The sequence below is a fragment of the Nocardiopsis chromatogenes YIM 90109 genome, assembly GCF_000341185.1.
Classification (GTDB): domain Bacteria; phylum Actinomycetota; class Actinomycetes; order Streptosporangiales; family Streptosporangiaceae; genus Nocardiopsis_A; species Nocardiopsis_A chromatogenes.
This window is the reverse complement of sequence record NZ_ANBH01000076.1, coordinates 19243-39382: the sequence shown is the minus strand read 5'-3', so window position 1 is coordinate 39382 and position 20140 is coordinate 19243. Positions and strand designations below refer to the sequence as shown.

15 protein-coding genes are annotated in these 20140 nt (G+C 71.7%); 8 read left to right on the top strand and 7 right to left on the bottom strand.

Annotation, left to right across the window (positions count from 1 at the left end):
• Positions 1–27 precede the first annotated feature (27 nt).
• The 5 genes from D476_RS36990 (at position 28) to D476_RS0107775 (ending at position 7361) form a co-directional block, all read left to right on the top strand.
• Positions 28–1383, top strand: a complete 1356-nt coding sequence (locus D476_RS36990) for a SagB family peptide dehydrogenase (protein WP_152529255.1) — start codon at positions 28–30, stop codon at positions 1381–1383.
• Positions 1380–3464, top strand: coding sequence for a hypothetical protein (locus D476_RS36985; protein ID WP_017623390.1), 2085 nt, complete (start codon positions 1380–1382; stop codon positions 3462–3464). The genes D476_RS36990 and D476_RS36985 overlap by 4 nt, the downstream gene beginning before the upstream one ends.
• Positions 3457–5454 carry a TOMM precursor leader peptide-binding protein gene (locus D476_RS32430; RefSeq protein WP_017623389.1) on the top strand — a complete coding sequence of 666 codons (1998 nt, stop codon included), beginning with the start codon at positions 3457–3459 and terminating at the stop codon, positions 5452–5454. Before D476_RS36985 ends, D476_RS32430 begins: the two co-directional genes overlap by 8 nt.
• Before the next feature lie 231 nt (positions 5455–5685).
• Complete coding sequence (locus D476_RS32425) at positions 5686–6678, top strand: TauD/TfdA family dioxygenase (RefSeq protein ID WP_152529254.1); 993 nt, start codon at positions 5686–5688, stop codon at positions 6676–6678.
• 200 nt (positions 6679–6878) lie between these two features.
• Complete coding sequence (locus D476_RS0107775; protein WP_017623387.1) at positions 6879–7361, top strand: hypothetical protein; 483 nt, start codon at positions 6879–6881, stop codon at positions 7359–7361.
• Between the two features lie 79 nt (positions 7362–7440).
• Here D476_RS0107775 and D476_RS0107770 read toward each other — a convergent pair whose 3' ends face one another.
• Both D476_RS0107770 and D476_RS35485 read right to left on the bottom strand, forming a co-directional pair.
• On the bottom strand, positions 7441–8769 hold the full coding sequence (locus tag D476_RS0107770) for an MFS transporter (protein ID WP_017623386.1): 1329 nt from the start codon (positions 8767–8769) through the stop codon (positions 7441–7443).
• Positions 8770–8862: 93 nt separating this feature from the next.
• Positions 8863–10455, bottom strand: coding sequence for an OmpA family protein (locus D476_RS35485; protein ID WP_017623385.1), 1593 nt, complete (start codon positions 10453–10455; stop codon positions 8863–8865).
• Between the two features lie 176 nt (positions 10456–10631).
• Here D476_RS35485 and D476_RS38810 point away from each other — a divergent pair, with 176 nt between their 5' ends.
• The 3 genes from D476_RS38810 (at position 10632) to D476_RS0107750 (ending at position 13695) form a co-directional block, all read left to right on the top strand.
• A complete protein-coding gene (locus tag D476_RS38810; RefSeq protein ID WP_239648627.1) occupies positions 10632–11009 on the top strand; it encodes an FCD domain-containing protein in 378 nt (125 codons plus the stop codon).
• A gap of 552 nt (positions 11010–11561) precedes the next feature.
• A complete protein-coding gene (locus D476_RS0107755) occupies positions 11562–13214 on the top strand; it encodes a BCCT family transporter (RefSeq protein ID WP_017623383.1) in 1653 nt (550 codons plus the stop codon).
• Between the two features lie 13 nt (positions 13215–13227).
• Entirely contained in the window at positions 13228–13695 is a 468-nt protein-coding gene (locus D476_RS0107750; RefSeq protein WP_017623382.1) for an Hsp20/alpha crystallin family protein, read from the top strand.
• A gap of 125 nt (positions 13696–13820) precedes the next feature.
• Here D476_RS0107750 and D476_RS0107745 read toward each other — a convergent pair whose 3' ends face one another.
• From D476_RS0107745 to truB, 5 genes are all read right to left on the bottom strand, one after another.
• Positions 13821–15155, bottom strand: a complete 1335-nt coding sequence (locus D476_RS0107745; RefSeq protein ID WP_017623381.1) for a M16 family metallopeptidase — start codon at positions 15153–15155, stop codon at positions 13821–13823.
• 103 nt (positions 15156–15258) lie between these two features.
• Positions 15259–17562 (bottom strand): polyribonucleotide nucleotidyltransferase, encoded by a 2304-nt coding sequence (locus tag D476_RS0107740; RefSeq protein WP_017623380.1) that lies wholly within the window; start codon positions 17560–17562, stop codon positions 15259–15261.
• A gap of 384 nt (positions 17563–17946) precedes the next feature.
• Positions 17947–18216, bottom strand: coding sequence for a 30S ribosomal protein S15 (gene rpsO / locus D476_RS0107735; protein ID WP_017623379.1), 270 nt, complete (start codon positions 18214–18216; stop codon positions 17947–17949).
• 498 nt (positions 18217–18714) lie between these two features.
• Positions 18715–19209, bottom strand: coding sequence for a riboflavin kinase (locus D476_RS32415; RefSeq protein WP_017623378.1), 495 nt, complete (start codon positions 19207–19209; stop codon positions 18715–18717).
• 50 nt (positions 19210–19259) lie between these two features.
• Positions 19260–20135, bottom strand: coding sequence for a tRNA pseudouridine(55) synthase TruB (gene truB / locus D476_RS0107725; RefSeq protein ID WP_017623377.1), 876 nt, complete (start codon positions 20133–20135; stop codon positions 19260–19262).
• Between the last annotated feature and the right edge of the window lie 5 nt (positions 20136–20140).

Genomic DNA, 20140 nt, shown 5'->3' with positions numbered 1-20140 from the left:
CTCCACCTCCGTCCGGGGGTGACCAGCGTGAAGGACAGTGACGGAATGCGCCACCTGGTGTGCGGCCTCGACCATGAGCCGCTCGGCCGGATCAGCGCTGCCCAATACGATCTGCTGCGCCGACTGGCGACGGCGCCGATGCCCGCCGACCGCCCCCGGCCCCTCTCCGAGGAGGCCGACGGTCCCGGCGTGGACGACCCGGAGTGCCGCGCGCTGCTGCAGCGCCTGCGCACCCGCGGCTGGCTGGTAGTCACCGTCTGCGCAGGAGAACACCGGCTGTATACGATCGAGACCGCGGCGATCGCGGATCGGCGGCCGCCTCCGGTCGCCGACTCCCCACCCCGGCTCTCGCGGTTCACCGTGCTCCGGCGGGACGGCACGGACATGGTCGCGCACTCCCCTCGGGGCCGTGCCCGCCTCACGTTCACAGAGCCGGCGCTGCTGCGCCATCTGGCCGACCTGGAGCACGGGGACGGCGATGCGGGCGACGGCGACGGCACCGCCCTGCGCCTGCGTCTGGACCTGGAGAACGCCGGATTGCTCGCCGACCCGCGCGAGGAGTCCGACCTTGCCGGGGCGCAGTGGTCCGCCCACGACCTGTGGTTCCACACGAACACCCGGTGGATCGTCCATCCGGGGCTGAGGATGGGGCGCAGCGACTGGGCACAGGACCGATTCGCGCCGGTCCCCGCCCGTCCCGCACCCTATCCCGGGCCCGCCGTCGACCTGTTCGTCCCTGACCTGGAGCGGCTTCTCACCGAGGACCGCACCTTGACCTCGGTGATCGAACGGCGCCGCAGCAGCGCCGACCACGACGACGCCCGGCCGATCGGCCTGCGTTCCCTCGGCGAGTTCCTGTACCGGAGCGCACGGACGCTCCAGTCCGACATCGTCGACGGTGTCGAGCACGTGCACCGCCCGTCGATCACCGGAGGAAGCGGCGGGGGCGATCTCGAGCTCTATCCCGTCGTGCGCCACGTCCAGGGGCTCGATGCGGGCCTCTACCACTACGACCCTGCGGGGCACCGCCTGGTGCGCGTCAGCGAATACTCGGCGCCGGTGCGCCGCCTCGTACGTGCGGCGGCCTGGGCCACGGCCGGAGCCGACGGCGAACCGCAGGTGCTGTTCGTCATCGCCGCCCGCTTCGGCCGGATCATGTGGCGGTATGAGAATCTCTGCTACGCCCTCATCCTGAAGAACCTCGGGGCGCTGTACCAGACGATGCACAATGTCGCCACTGCCATGGGACTGGCGTCCCGGGCATTGGGCGTCGGCGACACGGCGCAGTTCGAACGGGTCACCGGCCGGGACCCTCTGGTCGAGGGCAGCGTCGGCGAGTTCGTCCTGGGCACTCACCCGCCCACGAAGGGGGTGCGGGGATGAGCGCCCCCCTGCGTCTGCGCGCGGACACCTATCACGCGGCCACCGCCGAGGGAGTCGCGTTGTTGACCCACCGCGGCATTCTCACGCTCAGCGGGCCGGGTGCCGCCTGGACGACGCGCCTACTGCCGCACCTGGACGACTCGCACACCGAAGCCGACCTGATCAACGCGGTGCCGCCCGACCGGCGCCCGGCGCTGCGGGAGGTACTCGCAGGCCTGCGCCGCCATGGCGCCCTTACCGAGGCCCCCGAGCCGCCCGGCCCTCCGGGAGACGGCGCGGACACCGCCCCGAACCGCGAGCCGGAGGACCGGTTCCTCTCCCACACCGGCGGCCTGGAGGCGGCAGGCGCGTGGGCCTCCTACCGCGCCGCCTCCGTGGCGGCGATCGCCCCGCAACGGACACTGACACCGCTGGTGCGCGCGGCCCTGCGTTCCGGATTGCTCGATGTCAGCGCGGCCCCCCTGTCCGACGCCGGCCCTGCCCCGGAATGGAGCCGCGAGACCTGGCGGCGCTGGTGCCGCGAACCGGCCCAGAACCTGCGCCGGTACGACGGGCCCCGCGAGGCCGAGGCGATCGCCGACCGCTTCAGCGCGGTCCTGGCGATTGCGGACACCCGCGCCGCCGGTCGGCTGGAGCGGGCGTGCCGGGCGGCCGGAACCCCGCTGGCGCTGCTCGTCCTGGATGCAGAGCACGCCTGGCTGTTGCCGCCGCGGCCCGCCGAGCCCGAAGCCCCGGGGTGGCGCGATCTCGAATTGCGCCGCGCCGCCGTACTCCGCAGTGGGGGGCCGCACCCCAAGGGCCCCGGGTCCCCCGGCGACGGCGGTAAGGCCGCCGCAGGAAGCACCACGACCGCGGAGACCGTGATGGCGTCACGGCTGGTGCATTCCGCCATGCGCGGCCTGACCGGGGCCGCGACCCGCCGCAAGACCCCCGATATGGTGCGGATCGAGCGCGCCACCCTGGCCTCCTACGGCTCCTCCTGCCTGCCGCATCCCCGCACCCGGTCGGCCGCGGCCGATACCGAGGCGGAGTTCCGACAGCGCATAGCCCGGCTCGCCCGCGGCGAGCCCATCGGCATGGCCGACTTCTCCCGGCGAGCCGCCCCCCTCATCGATCCCCAGCTCGGGCCGATCGAGCTGGGCGAAGCCGATCTGCCGCAACTGCCGCTCAACCTCTGCCGAGCACGCGCCCGCGCCATCCCCGAAGCGCCGAAGTGCGGCCCGCCGCCCCCGGTTCGCTTCGGAGGCGGGTTCGACCCCGAACAGGCCCGATGCTCCGCCGCCTTGGCAGCCTTGGCCGACCACTGCGCCCACCATCTGGACCCGCGCCGGATGCTGACCGCTGAAGGCACAGCGCACCCGGCCCTAAGCGAGGACTCGGCGGCCGATCCGCAGCATGCGGCAGCGGAGCTGCACGGCGGCTTCCTGTGGGGCTTCGAGGTCGATGCCCCCGACCGCCTCCGCCTGGTACCGGCCTCTGCCGTGCGGGCCGCTCCTTGCCGAGTCGCGGGCCACTCCTGGCGGCAAGCGCTCACCACGGCACTGTTCGACCACATGTGCCGCGAAGCGAGCGCCGCTCCCGGCCGAGCCGCCCCTGGCCGACGGATCGACCCGACAGGGATCGCGCTGGACTCCGCCGGGACTCGCTGCCGGGACCACCTGGCCGGCCTCGCCGGGCTCCCCGAGGTCGACGACCTGAGCGAGGCGCGCGGGCCGACCGTGCTGGCGCTGCGGCAGGGCGCGACACTGGTCGGCTGTGCCACAGGCGCCGATGCCGCCTCCGCCCTGAGCACCGGACTGGTGCGCCTGGTGATGCGCGACCAGCTTCCCCCGGAAGCCCGCGGCGGTTCCTGTCACGCATCGCTCGGCACTCCGCGCACCGAGCCGGTCCCCCGCCCCGAGGGCGACGGCACCCACCGCCCCACGGCGGGCAGCGCCGCCGACCGTTCGCCGGACCCGCAGCGGACCGCCGCTCTCCTGCGCCGCCGCGGCAAAGTGGCCGTTGCCGTCCCGCTCGACCACGACCCCGCCACTGCGGCCATCCTTCCCTACATCGTCTCGGTGGTGATGTTCGATGCCTGACTCCGCCCCCACCCGGCCTCGGTCGATTCTGCTGTACGGCACGGGCCTGCTCGCCGAGGCGATCACCGGCGCGGCCGCGGAACGCAACGCCGAGGTCTCACCCGAAGGGACCGGCGACGGGGCGGCCCCGGTCTGGGACGCGCTCGTCACGGCCGACGATTCCTGGAACCTGGACCGTGCCGCGCAGGCCCGGCCGACCGCGGCGCGCCTCGGTGTCCCGTGGCTGCGCGTCCGTGCCGAACTCAACGACGTCGTGATCGGTCCGACGGAGCGTACGGGCGGTCCCGGCTGCGGCCGCTGCGCGGAACTGCGCCGCCGACGCATCGCCCCGGACGAACCGGAGCGACACGCCGTGCTGCGGGCGCACCGCGAACGGCTGTCCACCACCCCGTCCGACTGGCTGACGCCGGTGGCCGCCGATGTGGCCGCCCACCTGGTGCTCGACGAGATGGCGTCACTCGTCGACGGCACCGAGCCCCGGACGCGCACCGCGCTGCTGCGATTGGACCTGGAGACATTGGCTCTGGCGCGCCACACCTTCCTCCCCGACCCGCTGTGCCCGGTGTGCGGCGGATCCGCCGCAGGCGGCGACGCGCCCCGGCCGCTCACGCTGGCCGCCTCCCCCGCCTACGCTCCGGGCAGCTACAGGTCCCGGGACATCGGCGCCGAACTGGATCGGCTCGAGGCACTGTACGTCGACGACTCGACGGGCATCGTCGCCCGACCCCGAAGCTACGTGTCCGCGGGCGGCCTGGTCGTCACCGCTGCGCGGGTCGGTCTCGGGGCGGGCATCGAGGAGGCCGGGTCCGGCCGCGCCGCCACCTTCCCCGCGAGCCGCAAGGTCGCACTGATGGAGGCGCTGGAGCGCTACGGAAGCGTCCCCCGGGCGGCGGGGGCACGCGGCGACACCGTGGTGACCGCCGCCTACGCCGACATCAAGGGCCAGGCGCTCGACCCCCGCGAACTCGGCCTGCACGACCCGCAGCGCTACACCGAACCGGACTTCCCCTACTCCCCCTTCGACGAGCGGACCGAGTACTCCTGGGTGTGGGGCCATTCATTCGCCCGCGGAGAGCCGGTCCTGGTCCCGCTCTCCTATGCCTTCTACAACAGTTCCCTCACCGGCCGGGAAGACCCGGCCTTCGTCTACGAGATCTCCAACGGCTGCGCCCTGGGCGGCTCGCTCGCGGAGGCGGTCCTGTACGGCCTGCTGGAAGTCGCCGAACGCGATGCCTTCCTGCTGACCTGGTACGCACGCCTCCCGGCACCCCGCATTCGGGTAGCGGACACCGACTCGGCCGTGGCCCTCCGAATGGCCGCCGCCGAGGCAGGCACCGGCTACAGGATGCTGCTGTTCGACACCACCACCGAGCTGGGTCTGCCGTGCGTATGGGCGATGGCGGTCAACCCCGCAGGAGGCGGTGACGACCGCCCCGCGGTCGTCTGCGCCGCCGGTTCGCACCCCACCGCCGCAGGCGCCGCCCAGAACGCCCTGAGTGAACTCGTTCCCATCCTGGGGGACGTCACCGAGCGGTACCGCACGGACCCCGGCCGCGCCAGGACCATGGCCGGCCAACCGGAACTGGTCACCCATATGGAGGACCATGCGCTGTGCTATGCCGATCCCTCCGCCGCCGAGCGCCTGGCATACCTGATCGACTCACCGCATACCCGCGAACTGGGTTCGATCGGGGACTCCGCGGGGTTTCACGGCGACGATCTGCGGGACCACGCCCGTGCTGCGGTCGACCGCTGCCTCGGCGCCGGATTGGACGTGATCGTCGTCGATCAGACGACTCCGGAGCACGAACTCGGCGGCCTGTCCTGCGTCAAGGTCATCGTTCCCGGGACGCTGCCCATGACCTTCGGCCACCGCAACCGCCGGATCGAGGGCCTGCCCCGCCTGCGGACAGTGCCGCGGCTGTTGGGATTCCGGGACGGCGACCTCCCCGCCGCGGCCGTCAACGCCGAGCCGCACCCGTTCCCGTAACGGCCGTATCCTTCAGCCCGCGAGTCTCGTAAGGGGGCGACCGTGAGGGTGCTCTTTCGGCGGCTCCGGCCCCACGCCTGCGGGCCCTGCCCGGGGTGCTGGGAGTGGGGGCAGGTCGCCGCGGGCGGTGGGCGGCTACCGCGGTCCTCAGGAAAGCACAGTGTCACCATGGGAAACTTCCTCCCACCACCGCCACCGACCTAGGCTGCCCGCGGCCGATCGTGGAAGACGTTGAAGGGTAGGGCCTTGGGAAGCAATGACGACGGTGCCCATCACAGCGAACTGACTCTCACCGAAGAGGAGAGCGGTCGCATCAACGACCTTTGCGTCGAGCTCGCGACGCGGCACTCTTCGATGCTCGGTGAGGCGCTCTTCGCCGAAACACGGGAAATAGCGCGCCGGATTCCCCGACGTGTCCGGGACTTCCTCGGCGGGTTCAAGCGCGAAAGCGCGGACCACTGCGTGATCAGAGGCCACGTCGTCGACGAGGACCGCATCGGGCCGACCCCCGCGGACTGGAGGGACCGCCCCAGGCCGAACCGGGAGTTCCCCGAGGAGATCCCCCTCATCCTCTACGGCCACCTGCTCGGCACCCCCTTCGCCTGGCCGACGCAGCAGAACGGGAACCTGGTCAACGACGTCTTCCCGATCAAGGGATACGAGAAGGAGCGGCTGGGCAACGGGAGCGAGCTGCCCCTCACCTTCCACACCGAGGACGCCTTCCACCCCCGGCGCGCCGACTACCTCGTCCTGGCGTCCCTGAGGAACCCGGATCGGATCCCGCTGGTCGCCTCGCGTCCCCGCCCGGCCGATATCGAGGACCGGGACCTCGACCTGCTGTTCCTGGAGAGCTTCCGAATCATTCCGGACGGGTCGCACCTTCCGCAGAACAACACGGTGGACCCCGGCGGTCCGGACCGGGAATTCGAGGATATCGAGAAGCGGTTCCGCGACCGCGAGCCGACGGCCGTCCTCTCCGGATCCAGGAGGCGCCCCTTCCTCCGGTTCGACGCCTCCCACATGGAACCCGACGGCGACGAGTCCGCCCGCGCGTTCCGGGCGGCCCACGACAGCATGGACAGGAACCAGGTCGCATTTCCACTCGAGCCGGGTGACCATGTCATCCTGAACAATCACCGCGTGGCCCACAAGCGGAATTCCTTCGCCGCGCGCCACGACGGGACCGACCGCTGGCTGAAGCGGATCAACATCAGGGCGTCCTGAGCCGCACGCCGACGGGAACGGGCCTGCTGAGGCGGGCCCCTCCCGGTCCGGTCCGTCCACCCCCGTCCCCCATCCGCCTGCGCCGCCGGTCTCCGATCGCGCCGTCGGAACCGGGCGCCGGGGTCCGCAGGAGGCTGCGGGAGTCCGCAGGGAGCCGCCCGGTACGCTGCCGACCGGGGAACCGACCCAAGGGAGCGGACATGACGCGGATCGGGATCACCGGCCACTCCGACCTCTCGGCCGACAGTGTTCCTCTCGTGCGCAAGGCACTGGCCGGAGTCATCGCCCCCTACCGGGACGGCGGCCTGGTGGGCCTCTCCTGCCTGGCACGCGGAGCCGACCAGATCTTCGCCGAGGTCGTGCTGGAGGCCGGAGGGAGCCTCGAAGTCGTGCTGCCCTCGGTCGACTACCGCGAGGCCAAGGTCGGTCCGCACAACCGCGACGCGTTCGACGGCCTGCTGATGCGATCGGCCGCCGTCCGCTACATGCCGCACCGGACCGCCGGGGAGCAGGCCTACGCGGACGCCAACGAGGCCGTCCTGGGCGGCATCGACCGGCTCGTGGCGGTCTGGGACGGGCGGCCTTCGGGCGGCAGGGGCGGAACCGGAGACGCCGTCGAAGCCGCACGCGGCCGCGGCGTCGCCGTCGACATCGTCTGGCCCGAGGGCGCCCGGCGCGAATGAGCCCGGCCGGGCGGACGGATCCGCACCGCCGTGGCCGCGCACCCGCTCCGGCCCGGCCCTCCTCCCCGGCGGCACCGGGTCACGGGGCCGTCTGGCGCGTATCCCCCAGTTCGGTGTCCTTGGGCTCCTTCACCATGGAGACCGCCGCGCCCGAGACCACGCACAGCACCATGATGTAGGCCCCCACGGACAGCCCGCTCCCCGTGGACTGCATCAGCGCCTCGGCGATCGTCGGCGCGAACGCCCCTCCCAGCACGGCGCCGAGGGCGTAGCCGATGGCCACCCCCGAGTAGCGCACGGACGCCGGGAACATCTCGGCGTACAGGGCCGACATGGGACCGTACGACAGCCCCAGCCCGAAGCTCATGACGAGCACCGCCACCGTGAACAGGCGGATGTCCCGCGTGTCCATCAGCAGGAACAGCGGCACCATCCACGCGAACATCGCCGCATAGCCGATCTGGAAGGTGCGCACCCGGCCGATCCGGTCCGACAGTGCCCCCGCCAGGAGCGTGAACACCAGCCAGCTCGCCGCCCCCGCGACCGTCGCCAGCAGGACGGACGACCTCGGCAGCCCCAGCACTCCGGTCCCGTAGCCGATGAAGTAGGCGATGAGCAGGTACCCGGCCGCGTTGTTCCCGATGAAGACCAGCGCGGTGAGCACCACGTTCCTGCTCTGGCCGCGGAACAGGTCGCGCAGCGGCGCCGACGAGGTCCTGGTGCGCTCCTCCAGCTCCCGGAACACCGGGCTCTCCTCCACGGCCCTCCGGATCAGGTAGCCGACCACGATCAGCGTCACCGACATCAGGAACGGCACCCGCCACCCCCACGCCAGGAACTGCTCCTCGGTCGTCGCCGCGTCCACGGCCCACAGCACGCCGGTCGCCAGGATGAGCCCGATCGGCACGCCGATCTGCGGGAAGGCGCCGTACAGCCCGCGGCGCCCGAGCGGCGCGTGCTCCACCGAGAGCAGGGCGGCGCCGCCCCACTCGCCTCCGGCGGAGAACCCCTGCAGGATGCGCAGGAGGATGAGGACGACGGGCGCGGCCAGGCCGATCTGTCCGTAGGTCGGCAGCACGCCGATGAGCGTGGTGGCCGCCCCCATCAGGAGCAGGGTCAGGACCAGCATGCGCTTGCGGCCGATCCGGTCGCCGAACCGCCCCGCGACGACCGCGCCCAGCGGCCGGAACAGGAAGCTGATGCCGATCGTGGCCAGCGAGATGAGCGTCGCCAGGCCGGGCGCCCGCTCGTTCACCGGGCCGAAGAAGTGCGGGGCGAACACCAGGCCCGCGGCCTGGGCGTAGACGAAGAAGTCATACCACTCGATCGTGGTTCCGGCAAGCGCCCCCGCGAGGACCCTGCGGTCCTCACGGGAGGCGGACGGGGGGTGCGGCGATGCGTTCGACACGAGGGACTCCGTTCGGGGGCGTCGCGACGGCAGCGCCCGTCCCACGATGCCCGCCGCGCCTCCCTCGCGCCAGACGCCTCCAGGCCCCGTTCCTCAGCGGGTGATCGCGACGCCCTCCATGGTGCCCATGGTGCCGACCGTGACGTCGGTGGCCGTCGTCCCTTCGTTGACCGGGAGCATCGCGTAGTACTCGGCCGTCCCCCCGGGCGGCAGGATGGTCGACCCCAGGTTGATCCCCGCCGCCGACGAGCAGAAGCAGTACGGGTCCTCCCGGTCGTCGGGGACGTCGACCCGCAGGGGGCGCGCCGTCCTTCCCCCGCCGCCGTCCCCCAGGGACACGTTGTGGGTGGAGTGGTACCGGAACTCCATCCAGTCGTCGGAGGACATGTACAGATCGACGCTCGCGTCGTCGTCGTTGGGGTTGTGCAGCTCGTAGGTGAGCAGCGCCGTGTTCGGGGTGACGGCGTGCAGCCCGGTGAGCGCGACGTCGACCTCGGCGGCGTCCTCGTCGTCGTCCGCCGGTCCGGAGACGGCGGCCTCCGTCGCGGGGATCCCCTCGCCCTGTGCGGCGGCGCCGTCCTCGTCGGGAGAGGCGCCCTCAGCGGCCTCGCCGCCGCCCTCCGCCCCCTCCTCGACGGGGGTCCCCTTCGGCACGCTGATCGTCACCCGCCGGTTGCGCGCCCTGCCGTCCTCGGTCTCGTTGCTCGCGATCGGCTCCCGTGAGCCGAACCCCTCGGTCTCGTACTCGATGTCACCGCCGATGCGCTCCTCCAACGCGGTCCGCACGGCCTCGGCCCGGTCCTCGGAGAGGGGGTCGTTGATCTCGTCGCTGCCGGAGGAGTCCGCGTGCCCCTCGATCCGGACCCGGGTGGGCCCCAGCTCCTCGATGTCCGCCGCGGTCGTGTCGAGCAGCTCGTCCGCCTCGGACGTGAGCTCGGACTCCTCGACCTCGAACAGCACGTCGGTGGACAGGTTGAAGTCGGTGGTCTCGGAGTCCTCGATCACCGTCTCCCGGTCGGACTCGATCACCGACTCCAGTTCGGCGGTCTCCGGCTCGGCGTCCGGCTCCTCGCTCGGGGGCGTGTAGTCCAGCCCCTCGGGCGCACCGTCCTCGACCGGCACGTCCACGAACGGCAGGGCGACGTGGGTGACGACGGTGAGCGCGTCGACGCCGGCGGGAGGCGCCGCGAGGACGGCGTAGCCCTCCCATTCCTCCCCCTCGTCGAGGACGGAGTCGGAGCTGGAGCTGCACAGGCACTCCCCCTCGCCCACGTAGTAGGGCCGGTGCAGCTTCCGCCCGTCGGGGTCCAGCCACGCGACGCCGGAGAAGTAGTCCCAGGGGTAGTCCTCGCTCTCGCCGAACCCCTCGGCCAGATGCGAACTCAGATGGATCCGGGTGTCCTCCTCGTTCACCACGGCCATCCGGGCGACCATGTGCTCGTCGTCGACCCGGTACAGGCTCATCTCGGCGCGCCCGCCCGGCATCTCCCAGACGTTGGTCGCCCGGGAGGTGATCGGCTCGACGGTCCCGGCTCCGGAGCCGCCTCCGCCGTCCTTCCCGTCGCCGCCCTGACCACCGCCGCCCTGGCCGCCGTCGCCACCCAGGAGGCCGCACCCGGTCAGCCCGAGCAGAACGGCACTGATCGACGCGAGCCAGGGCACGACCCGCTTCACATTCCGCGCCATTTCTCCTCCGTGCTCTCAGGGGAATCGCCGAGTCGGTCACACACCGGCGCGAAAGACTAACAGGGGGAGATTCCCCGCCGATGGCCGATGGGCCCCCGACGGTGCCCGCACTCCCCGGCCTCCGCGGCGTCCGGCCACGTCAGAGCGCCGGAGCGGCCCGCAGGGATCGGCGCCGGGTGGCCGGATCCGGAAACCGGAGGCGAGGAGAAGACGACGCCGCTCCAGTTGAAGACCGCCCACGGGAGGAAGTCGAGGTCGGCCCCCAGGTCGTCGCGAAGAACACTCCGGAGACGGTCCACGGCTTCAGCACCTCGGTGCCACCCGCGCGTGAGCGCGGGCGAACTTCACCCCGCGAGCAGAGCCACCGCCGCTTCCTGGCCGTGTGCGCGGACCCCGCCTCGTCGGCCGACGAGCACGAGGGGGTACTCGCCGCCGTCCTGTCCGGTGACCCCGCGCGGGCCGCGGCGGCGATGGAGGAGCACCTCCAGGTCACGCCGCAGGAGATCGAGACGCGCCCCGCCGCACCGGGAAATGGCGGCCCAGAACCCTTCTGACCTGCTTTACCGTTGTTTTGCCGCCACCTTGGGCGCACCTTTCCCGGCGACCCCTCCCCGTGTCGGCACGTCTCGGCACACTCCTGCCACAGCCGCCCCTTTCGAGGTTTATGTCGCATTTGTGCGACCGCGTCGCACCACCCCCGCCCCCTTTTCGCCGCCCCGCCCGCGGGGTATATGACCAGGACCCGGCGCGACCCGGGGCGACACCACCGACACCGAGCGTCTCCGAAGGTACCGCTTGCTACAGGGAACCACACATTCGGATTAATTTACGATAACCGATCGCGTCGCATATACTGCGTCGCCGCCGAACCGGTCTATGATTTATCCGAAAGCTTGCCGCTAATGGCGGAACGTAATTGGATAACAGGCACCGGGCAACAGGACTCGGGCAGCACGGCACCGCGAGCAAGCCGCCCCACCTGCGACGACAGCGGGATCATGGGGTGGTAGGCGTGTTCCCGACCCCGTCACGGCCCGGACGGCCCCGAGGAGGTAGTCGCCATCTCTCGCTTAAACGCATACATCCGGGAGCACACGAACCCACCGGTGTTCTTCATCTCAGGTGCGGTCGTCCTGGCGTTCCTCATCGTCGGTGTGGCGATTCCGGAGCGGTTCGGTGAGATCACCTCCGCCGTCCGGGTCGGCATCGGCCAGTATTTCGGCTGGCTCTACGTCCTGGCCACCACCTTCTTCCTGCTGCTGTCCATCTTCCTGATGGTCAGCCGCTACGGGAACATCCGCCTGGGCCCGGACTCCTCGCGTCCGGAGTTCAGCACCATGGCCTGGTTCGCGATGCTGTTCACCGCGGGCATGGGCATCGGCCTGGTCTTCTACGGCGTCTACGAGCCCACCCTGCACCTGCAGGACGAGTTCGTGAACAGCGTCGGCCCCGACCCGGCCTCCCAGGCGATGCAGTACACGCTGTTCCACTGGGGCTTCCACCCGTGGGCCGTGTACATCGTCCTGGGCCTGGCCCTGGGCTACTTCTGCTTCCGCAAGGGCCTGCCCATGCGGCCCGCCTCGGCGCTGTACCCGCTGATCGGCGACCGCATCTACGGGTGGATCGGCAACCTGATCGACATCCTGGCGGTGTTCGGCACCCTGTTCGGCCTGGCCACTTCGCTGGGCCTGGGAACACAGCAGGTCAGCGCCGGTCTGAGCCACGTGTTCGGCATCCCGGACAACCTCGTCGTCCAGGTGGTCATCATCTGCCTGATCACCTCGATCGCCGTGGTCAGCGTCGTGGCCGGGATCGACAAGGGCATCCGGCGCCTGTCGGTGATCAACCTGTGGATGGCCTTCGCCCTGCTGGTCGTCATGTTCCTGGTCGGCCCCAAGCTGTTCCAGCTCAGCATGATGTTCACCGGCCTCGGCGAGTACCTGCAGAACCTCGTGCAGATGAGCCTGAGCTACATCTCGCCCGAGGGCAACGAGGCGGCCAGCGGCTTCGCCCAGGACTGGTCCATCTTCTACTGGGGCTGGTGGATCTCCTGGTCGCCGTTTGTCGGCATGTTCCTGGCCCGGATCTCCTACGGCCGCACGATCCGCCAGTTCATCCTGGGCACCCTGTTCGCCCCGGTCGGCGTCTCGGTGATCTGGTTCGGCGTCTTCGGCGGCACCGGCATGTTCTACGACATGTTCCGCCTCGAAGGCGACGACATGATCTCCAACTCCGCGAACGAGGGGGCGGCGACCTTCAACCTGATCGACGCCTTCCCGCTGCCGGCGGCGATCCTGTCCCTGCTGGCGCTGCTCACCGTCGCGGTGGTGACGATCTTCTTCGTCACCTCCTCGGACTCCGGTTCGCTGGTGGTCGACATGCTCACCAACGGCGGCGACCCGCACCCCGTCCGCGCCCAGCGCATCTTCTGGGCCAGCATGGAGGGCCTGATCACCATCGTGCTGCTGGTGGTGGGCGGTGCGGAGGCGATCTCCGCACTGCAGGCGGCGGCGGTGTCCACCGGACTGCCGTTCGCTATCGTATTGATCGTCATCGCGTTCAGCCTGCTGAGGGCACTCGGCAAGGAGAGCCCGGCGTCCACGCTGCCCAGCGGCCTCGTGGCGCCCAAGAACGGCAAGGGGCCGGCGACCGTCCAGATCGACGGCGACCGGATCCCGATCGACGAGCCCGCCCACAGCACGGCGCCGAACGACACCGCGCCCAAGGACACCGCACCCCGCGACACCGGCGAGAAGTGAGAGGAGGTCGACGATGCCGCCCAAGAAGAGGGCCCGGAACCCGTTCCGTGGCGTGATGGACATGATGTCCGAGATGAACCGCATCTCCGACACCATGAGCAACCTGGAGACGGGGACCGCCACCAACCGCGGCTTCTCCGATGCGTGGAGCCCCACCACGGACATCTTCGCCCGTGGGACCGACCTGGTCTTCCGGAGCGAACTCCCGGGGGTCGCCCCCGAGAACGTCGAGGTCACCTTCTCCCACGGCTACCTCACCATCTCCGGTGAGCGCCGCAAGGAGGACGAAGGGGTCATCTACTACGCCGAGGAGCGGTTCCGCGGCGCCTTCCGCCGGGACATCACCCTGCCCGAAGGCGTCGACGAGTCCGACATCGAGGCGAAGTTCGACGACGGCCTCCTGGAGATCACGGTGAAGGACGGGGCCGACGCCGAAGGCCCGGCCCGCATCGACGTCCAGAGCAAGAAGCGCCGCTCCTAGCGGCCGCCGCCACAGAGTAAGGGCCGGTTCCGGGGCGTCCCCGGAACCGGCCCTTTCTTCGCGTCCGCGGGGCCCACGCGCGCCCGCTCCCGTGCGCGGGCGCCCGAGGGCCCCGCGGACGCGCCTCAGAACTCCCGGCCCTGCTCGTAGGGGCCGATCACCGCCAGCGTGCGCTCCCCGCCGAGCAGCTCCCCGGCCACCTGTGCGACCTCCTCGGTCGTCACCGCGTCGAACAGCGCCAGGTCCTCGTCCAGCGAGTAGTGCTTGGCATAGCCCAGCTCGTGCGCGGTGAGCCGTCCCATGCGGGCGCTGGAGCCCTCGCTGCCGAGCACCCAGGACCCCTTGATCTGGCCCTTGGCGCGCTCGACCTCCTCGGGGGCGAGCCCGCCCCCGGCCGCCGCGGCCAGCTCGTCCCGGCACACCGACAGCACCTCGTCGACCTTCTCCGGCAGGCACCCGGCGTAGATCTGGAACGCCCCGGTCTCGGCGTAGGCGCTGTGGAACGCCTGGACCGCGTAGGCCAGGCCGCGCTTCTCGCGCACCTCCTGGAAGAGCCGCGAGGACATGCCCCCGCCCAGCGCCGAGGCGAGCACCCGCACCGCGTACCAGCGCGGGTCCGTGCGGCTCACCCCCTCGCAGCCCAGGATGAGGTGGGCCTGCTCGGTGTCGCGGGACAGCAGCGCCGTGCCGCCGTGCACCGGCACCGGCGCACCCCCGATGCGCGGCGCCGCCGGTGCGGCGTCCGGGGCCTCGGCCAGCACCCCGGCGAAGGCCTCCCGCACCAGGTCCACCACGGCCTCGTGCTCCAGCCCCCCGGCGGCGGCCACCACCAGCTCCGGCGGCCGATAGGCGCGGGCGTACTGCTCGGCGATGCGGTCACGCGGGATGCGCCCGATGGTGTCGTTGGTGCCCAGGATGGGACGGCCCAGCGCGCTGCCCGCGTAGAAGTGCTCGGCGAAGACGTCATCGACCAGGTCGCCCGGCTCGTCCTCGTACATGGCGATCTCTTCGAGGATCACCCCGCGCTCGGTCTCCACCTCGCCCGGGTCCAGCACCGAGTGCGCCACCATGTCCGCGACCACGTCCACCGCCAGCGGCAGGTCGCGGTCGAGCACCTTGGCGTAGTAGCTGGTGTGCTCCTTGGTCGTGTAGGCGTTGTGGTCGGCGCCCACGCCGTCCAGCAGCGCCGAGATCTGCAGCGCGCTGCGCCGCCGGGTGCCCTTGAACAGCAGGTGCTCCAGGAAGTGCGCGGCGCCCGCATGGTCGTCGTCCTCGTCCCGGGAGCCGGTGGTGGCCGAGATCCCGAAGGCCGCCGACCGCATGCCGGGGACCGCCTCGGTCACCACCCGCAACCCGCCGGGGAGCACGGTGCGCCGCACCAGGCCGGAGCCCTCGGAGGCCTCCAACAGGGTCAACGCGGTGCCCGGGTCCTGCTCGGCCGCGATGGGAGGAGTGCTCAATCGGATCCTTCTCGATGGTGGTCGGTTCCGGTGCCCGGACGCGAACGGCCGGGGCGGCCGCCCCCCTCTGGGGTGCGGCCGCCCCGGCGCCGGTCACCGGGGATCAGGTGTTCTCGCTGCTGCGCGCACCGCGGCTGCGGCGCCGGCGGCGCGGAGCCCCGCCGTCGCCCTCGCCCTTGGCCTCGTCCTGCCCGTCGTCCTCCTCGGAGTCGTCGGACTCGGGGGCCGGGGCGGCCTCGGCCTCCACGACCTCGACCGGGACCAGCGAGAGCTTGCCGCGGTCGTCGATCTCGCGGATCTCGACCTGGATCTTCTCGCCGATGCCGAGCACGTCCTCGACGTTCTCGATCCGCTTGCCGCCGTGCAGCTTGCGGATCTGCGAGATGTGCAGCAGCCCGTCCTTGCCGGGCAGCAGCGACACGAACGCGCCGAAGGCGGTCGTCTTGACGACGGTGCCCAGGTAGCGGTCGCCGACCTCGGGCATGGTCGGGTTGGCGATGCTGTTGACGGTGTCCCGGGCCGCCTCGGCCGAGGGGCCGTCCACGGCGCCGATGTAGATCGTGCCGTCGTCCTCGATGGTGATGTCGGCGCCGGTGTCCTCCTGGATGGAGTTGATCATCTTGCCCTTGGGGCCGATGACCTCGCCGATCTTCTCCACCGGGATCTTCACCGTGAGGATGCGCGGCGCGTTCGGGCTCATCTCCGCCGGGCGGGTGATGGCCTCCTGCATGACCTCCAGGATGGCCAGGCGGGCGCCGCGGGCCTGCTGCAGCGCGGCGGCCAGCTGCTCGGCGGGGATGCCGTCGAGCTTGGTGTCGAGCTGCAGCGCGGTGATGAGGTCGCGGGTTCCGGCGACCTTGAAGTCCATGTCGCCGAAGGCGTCCTCGGCGCCGAGGATGTCGGTCAGCGTGACGAACCGGTCGCCGTCGCTGATCAGGCCCATCGCGATGCCCGAGACCATCTCCTTGAGCGGCACGCCGGCCTGCATCAGGGACATGGTGGAGGCGCAGACCGACCCCATGGAGGTCGACCCGTTGGAGCTGACCGCCTCGGACACCTGGCGGATGGCGTAGGGGAACTCCTCGCGCGAGGGCAGCACCGGCAGCAGCGCCCGCTCGGCGAGCGCGCCGTGGCCGATCTCGCGGCGCTTGGGCGAGCCCACCCGGCCGGTCTCACCGGTGGAGTACGGCGGGAAGTTGTAGTTGTGCATGTAGCGCTTGGTCCGCTCGGGGTTGAGCGTGTCGACCATCTGCTCCATGCGCAGCATGTTCAGCGTGGTCACACCCAGGATCTGGGTCTCACCGCGCTCGAACAGGGCCGAGCCGTGCACCCGCGGCACCACGCCGACCTCGGCGCTGAGCGGGCGGATGTCCTTGGGGCCGCGCCCGTCGATGCGGACCTGGTCGCGCAGCACGCGCTCGCGCATGAGCTGCTTGGTCAGCGACCGGAACGCCGCGGAGACCTCCTTCTCGCGGCCCTCGAAGTCCTCGGCGAGCTTCTCGGCGGCCTCGGCCTTGACCTCGTCCAGCCGGGCCTCGCGGTCCTGCTTGTCGGCGATGGTCAGCGCCTCGGCGAGCGGCTCGCGGACGGCGCCGTCGACGGCGGCGAGCACGTCGTCCTCGTAGTCGAGGAAGATCGGGAAGTCGGCGACCGGCTTGGCGGCCTGGTCGGCCAGCGCCTGCTGGGCCTTGCACAGGACCTTGATGAACGGCTTGGCCGCCTCCAGGCCCTCGGCCACCGTCTGCTCGGTGGGGCCGACCGCGCCGTCGGCGACCAGCTTGAGGGTGCGCGGGGTGGACTCGGCCTCGACCATCATGATCGCGACGTCGCCGTCGTCGAGCACCCGGCCGGCCACGACCATGTCGAAGGTGGCGTTCTCCAGCTCCGAGTGGGTCGGGAAGGCCACCCACTGGCCCTCGATCAGGGCCACCCGCACGCCGCCGATGGGCCCGGAGAAGGGCAGCCCGGCGAGCTGGGTGGACATCGAGGCGGCGTTGATGGCGACCACGTCGTAGAGGTGGTCGGGGTGCAGCGCCATGATCGTCTCGACGACCTGGATCTCGTTGCGCAGGCCGTTCTTGAACGACGGGCGCAGCGGCCGGTCGATCAGGCGGCAGGTGAGGACGGCGTCCTCGGACGGGCGCCCCTCGCGGCGGAAGAACGAGCCGGGGATGCGCCCGGCGGCGTACATGCGCTCCTCGACGTCGACCGTCAGCGGGAAGAAGTCGAGGTTGTCCTTGGGCCGCTTGGAGGCGCTGGTGGCGGAGAGCACCATCGTCTCGTCGTCAAGGTAGGCCACGGCCGAGCCGGCGGCCTGCTGGGCCAGTCGGCCCGTCTCGAACCGGATGGTCCGGGTGCCGAAGCGGCCGTTGTCGATCACGGCCTCGGCGGAATACGCGCCCTCCATGGGCGTCCTCCTCGTTCGGATGTCACGGGTGCGCTCGCCCGCGTCCGAGCCCCGGAGGGTCCTCTTTCGTCGCCGAGGGTCATGCTCGGGCCTCAGGCGCGCCGGATGTCGGACCGGCGCGTTCGGCCCGTGACGGCCGGCCTTCGATCGAAGCCCGCGGCAACGCCCGGCTGGGCGGGCCGCAGGCCACTACCGAGGACCGGCCTCGACGCGGCGGCCGAGGTGCGGGCGCGGGAGCGCTTTCCTTCACTGTGTTCGGTTGTCGGGCCCGCGGTTCGGCACCGGGGCCCACCATGGACCATACTGCCTGGCCACGGTCGAATGTGGTAGATCCACACTACTAAGAGAGGGAGTGGCCGGGGCCACTCCCTCTCCCATTTCCGCTCAGCGGCGCAGACCCAGGCGCTGGATCAGCTCGCGGTAGCGGTTGATGTCCTTCTTCTGGATGTACTTGAGAAGGCGGCGGCGGCGGCCGACCATCAGCAGCAGCCCGCGGCGGCTGTGGTGGTCGTGCTTGTGCGTCTTCAGGTGCTCGGTCAGCTCGGTGATGCGGTGCGTGAGCAGCGCCACCTGGACGTCGGGCGAGCCGGTGTCGCCGTCGACCGTGCCGTACTCGGCGACGATCTTCTTCTTGGTCTCGGCGTCGATCGCCAAAGGTGCTCCTTCTCGATGTTTCGGTACGCGTGTGCCGCCTCCGCAGTCGGGGCGGCGGCCGCGGTGACCGCGCGTACGAGCAGTCACCGTCCCAGGTGGGCCCACCTCTCGGGGCGGCGCACCGGCGCCGCGCCCCGGGCGGGCGGCCGCGTTCCACGCTCGGCGCGGAACGGGCAGGGCTGAACAGCCTCTAGCGAGTCTAACGCACATCCGGCCTGCCCAGGACCGGAGCGCGTGGAGGGCTTCCCCGCACACGCGGGGCGCATCAGATCGTGGGCGACGCCCACTGCTCCCCGCTGGGTCCATCCCCGCGCACGCGGGGCGCATCCCAACCCGTTGGGGGCGCTTCCGCTGGTGGAGGGTCCATCCCCGCGCACGCGGGGCGCGTCCTCGGTGACCTGGGCTTCTCTCACGCCGAAGCACTGTTTCCGACAACTTTACGCTCCTGGCCCCGCCCGAAGCGATGGCCCACGACGCCCTTCGAGGTCACGCCGCCCGTCAGTCCTCCGGGGCGTCCGCGTCCCGCATCAGCACACGGGCCCGCTCGACGTCGGCGTTCATCGCCGCGATCAGCTCGTCCACGTCCGCGAACCGGCGCTGGCCGCGGATGCGGTGCACGAAGTCCACCGCCATCTTCTCCCCGTACAGCTCCAGGTCGTCGCGGTCCAGCGCGTAGGCCTCGACCGTGCGCTCGGTGCCCTCGAAGGTCGGGTTGGTGCCGACCGAGATCGCCGCGGGCCAGCGCGCCTCGGCGCCCTGGTCCGGGTCGGTGCGCAGCAGCCACCCGGCGTAGACCCCGTCGTCGGGGACCTCGCCGCCCTCCGCCGCGTCCAGGTTGGCGGTGGGGAACCCGAGCAGCTCCCGGCCCCGGGCGGCGCCGTGCACGACGACGCCCTCCACCCGGTGCGGGCGGCCGAGCGCGGCGGCGGCCTCCTCGACCCTCCCCTGGGCGATGAGCTCCCGCACCCCTGCGGACTGCCCCTCCTGCGGCACGTGCCCCTCCTCTACGGGCTCTGCTCCAGCCTCTGCGGCTCGGGCGCGGGTCAGGCGCCCGCGAACACCACGATGGGCTTGCTGTACCCCGGCCGGTCCTCGGCCAGGGCCACGACCTCCCCGTCCGGGGCGAACAGGCCGATCGGCCCGGACCCCAGGGTACTGGGCGCGATCCGGTTGCCGTGGGCGACCTTCCGCGCCTCGTCCTCGCTGAGCACCCGCACCGGGAACGCCGCGGCCACCGCCTGGGACAGCGGCACCGCGGTGAACTCCTCGGCGAGCTGTTCCAGGGTGCGCGCCCGCTCCAGCCCGTAGGGCCCCACCCGGGTACGGCGCAGCCGGGTGAGGTGGCCGCCCACCCCCAGGGCCTCGCCCATGTCCCGGGCCAGCGCGCGGATGTAGGTGCCGCTGGAGCAGGTGACGCGCACGTCCAGGTCCAGGAAGGGCCCCTCGCGGCGCACCGCGTCGACGGCGAACTCCGACACCGTGGCCGGACGCGCCTTCAGCTCCACCGACTCCCCGGCCCGCGCCGACTTGTAGGCCCGGCGCCCGTTCACCTTGATCGCACTGACCTGCGGGGGGATCTGCATGATCTCCCCGGTCAGCGCGGCGGCGGCGCGGCGCGCGTCCTCCTCGGCGACGCCGCCCGCATCCGTGCGGGAGGTCTCCTCGCCCTCGGCGTCGTCGGTATTGGTGGTGGCGCCCAGCCGGACCGTGCCCGTGTACTCCTTCTCGGTGAGCGCCAAGTGGCCCAGCAGCTTGGTGCCCTTGCCGATGCCGAGCACGAGCACCCCGGTGGCCATCGGGTCCAGGGTCCCGGCGTGCCCCACCTTGCGGGTACCGGCCAGCCGCCGGACCTTGGCGACCACGTCGTGCGAGGTCCAGTCGGCGGGCTTGTCGACGATCGCGACGCCGCTGTCGGTCATGGGTC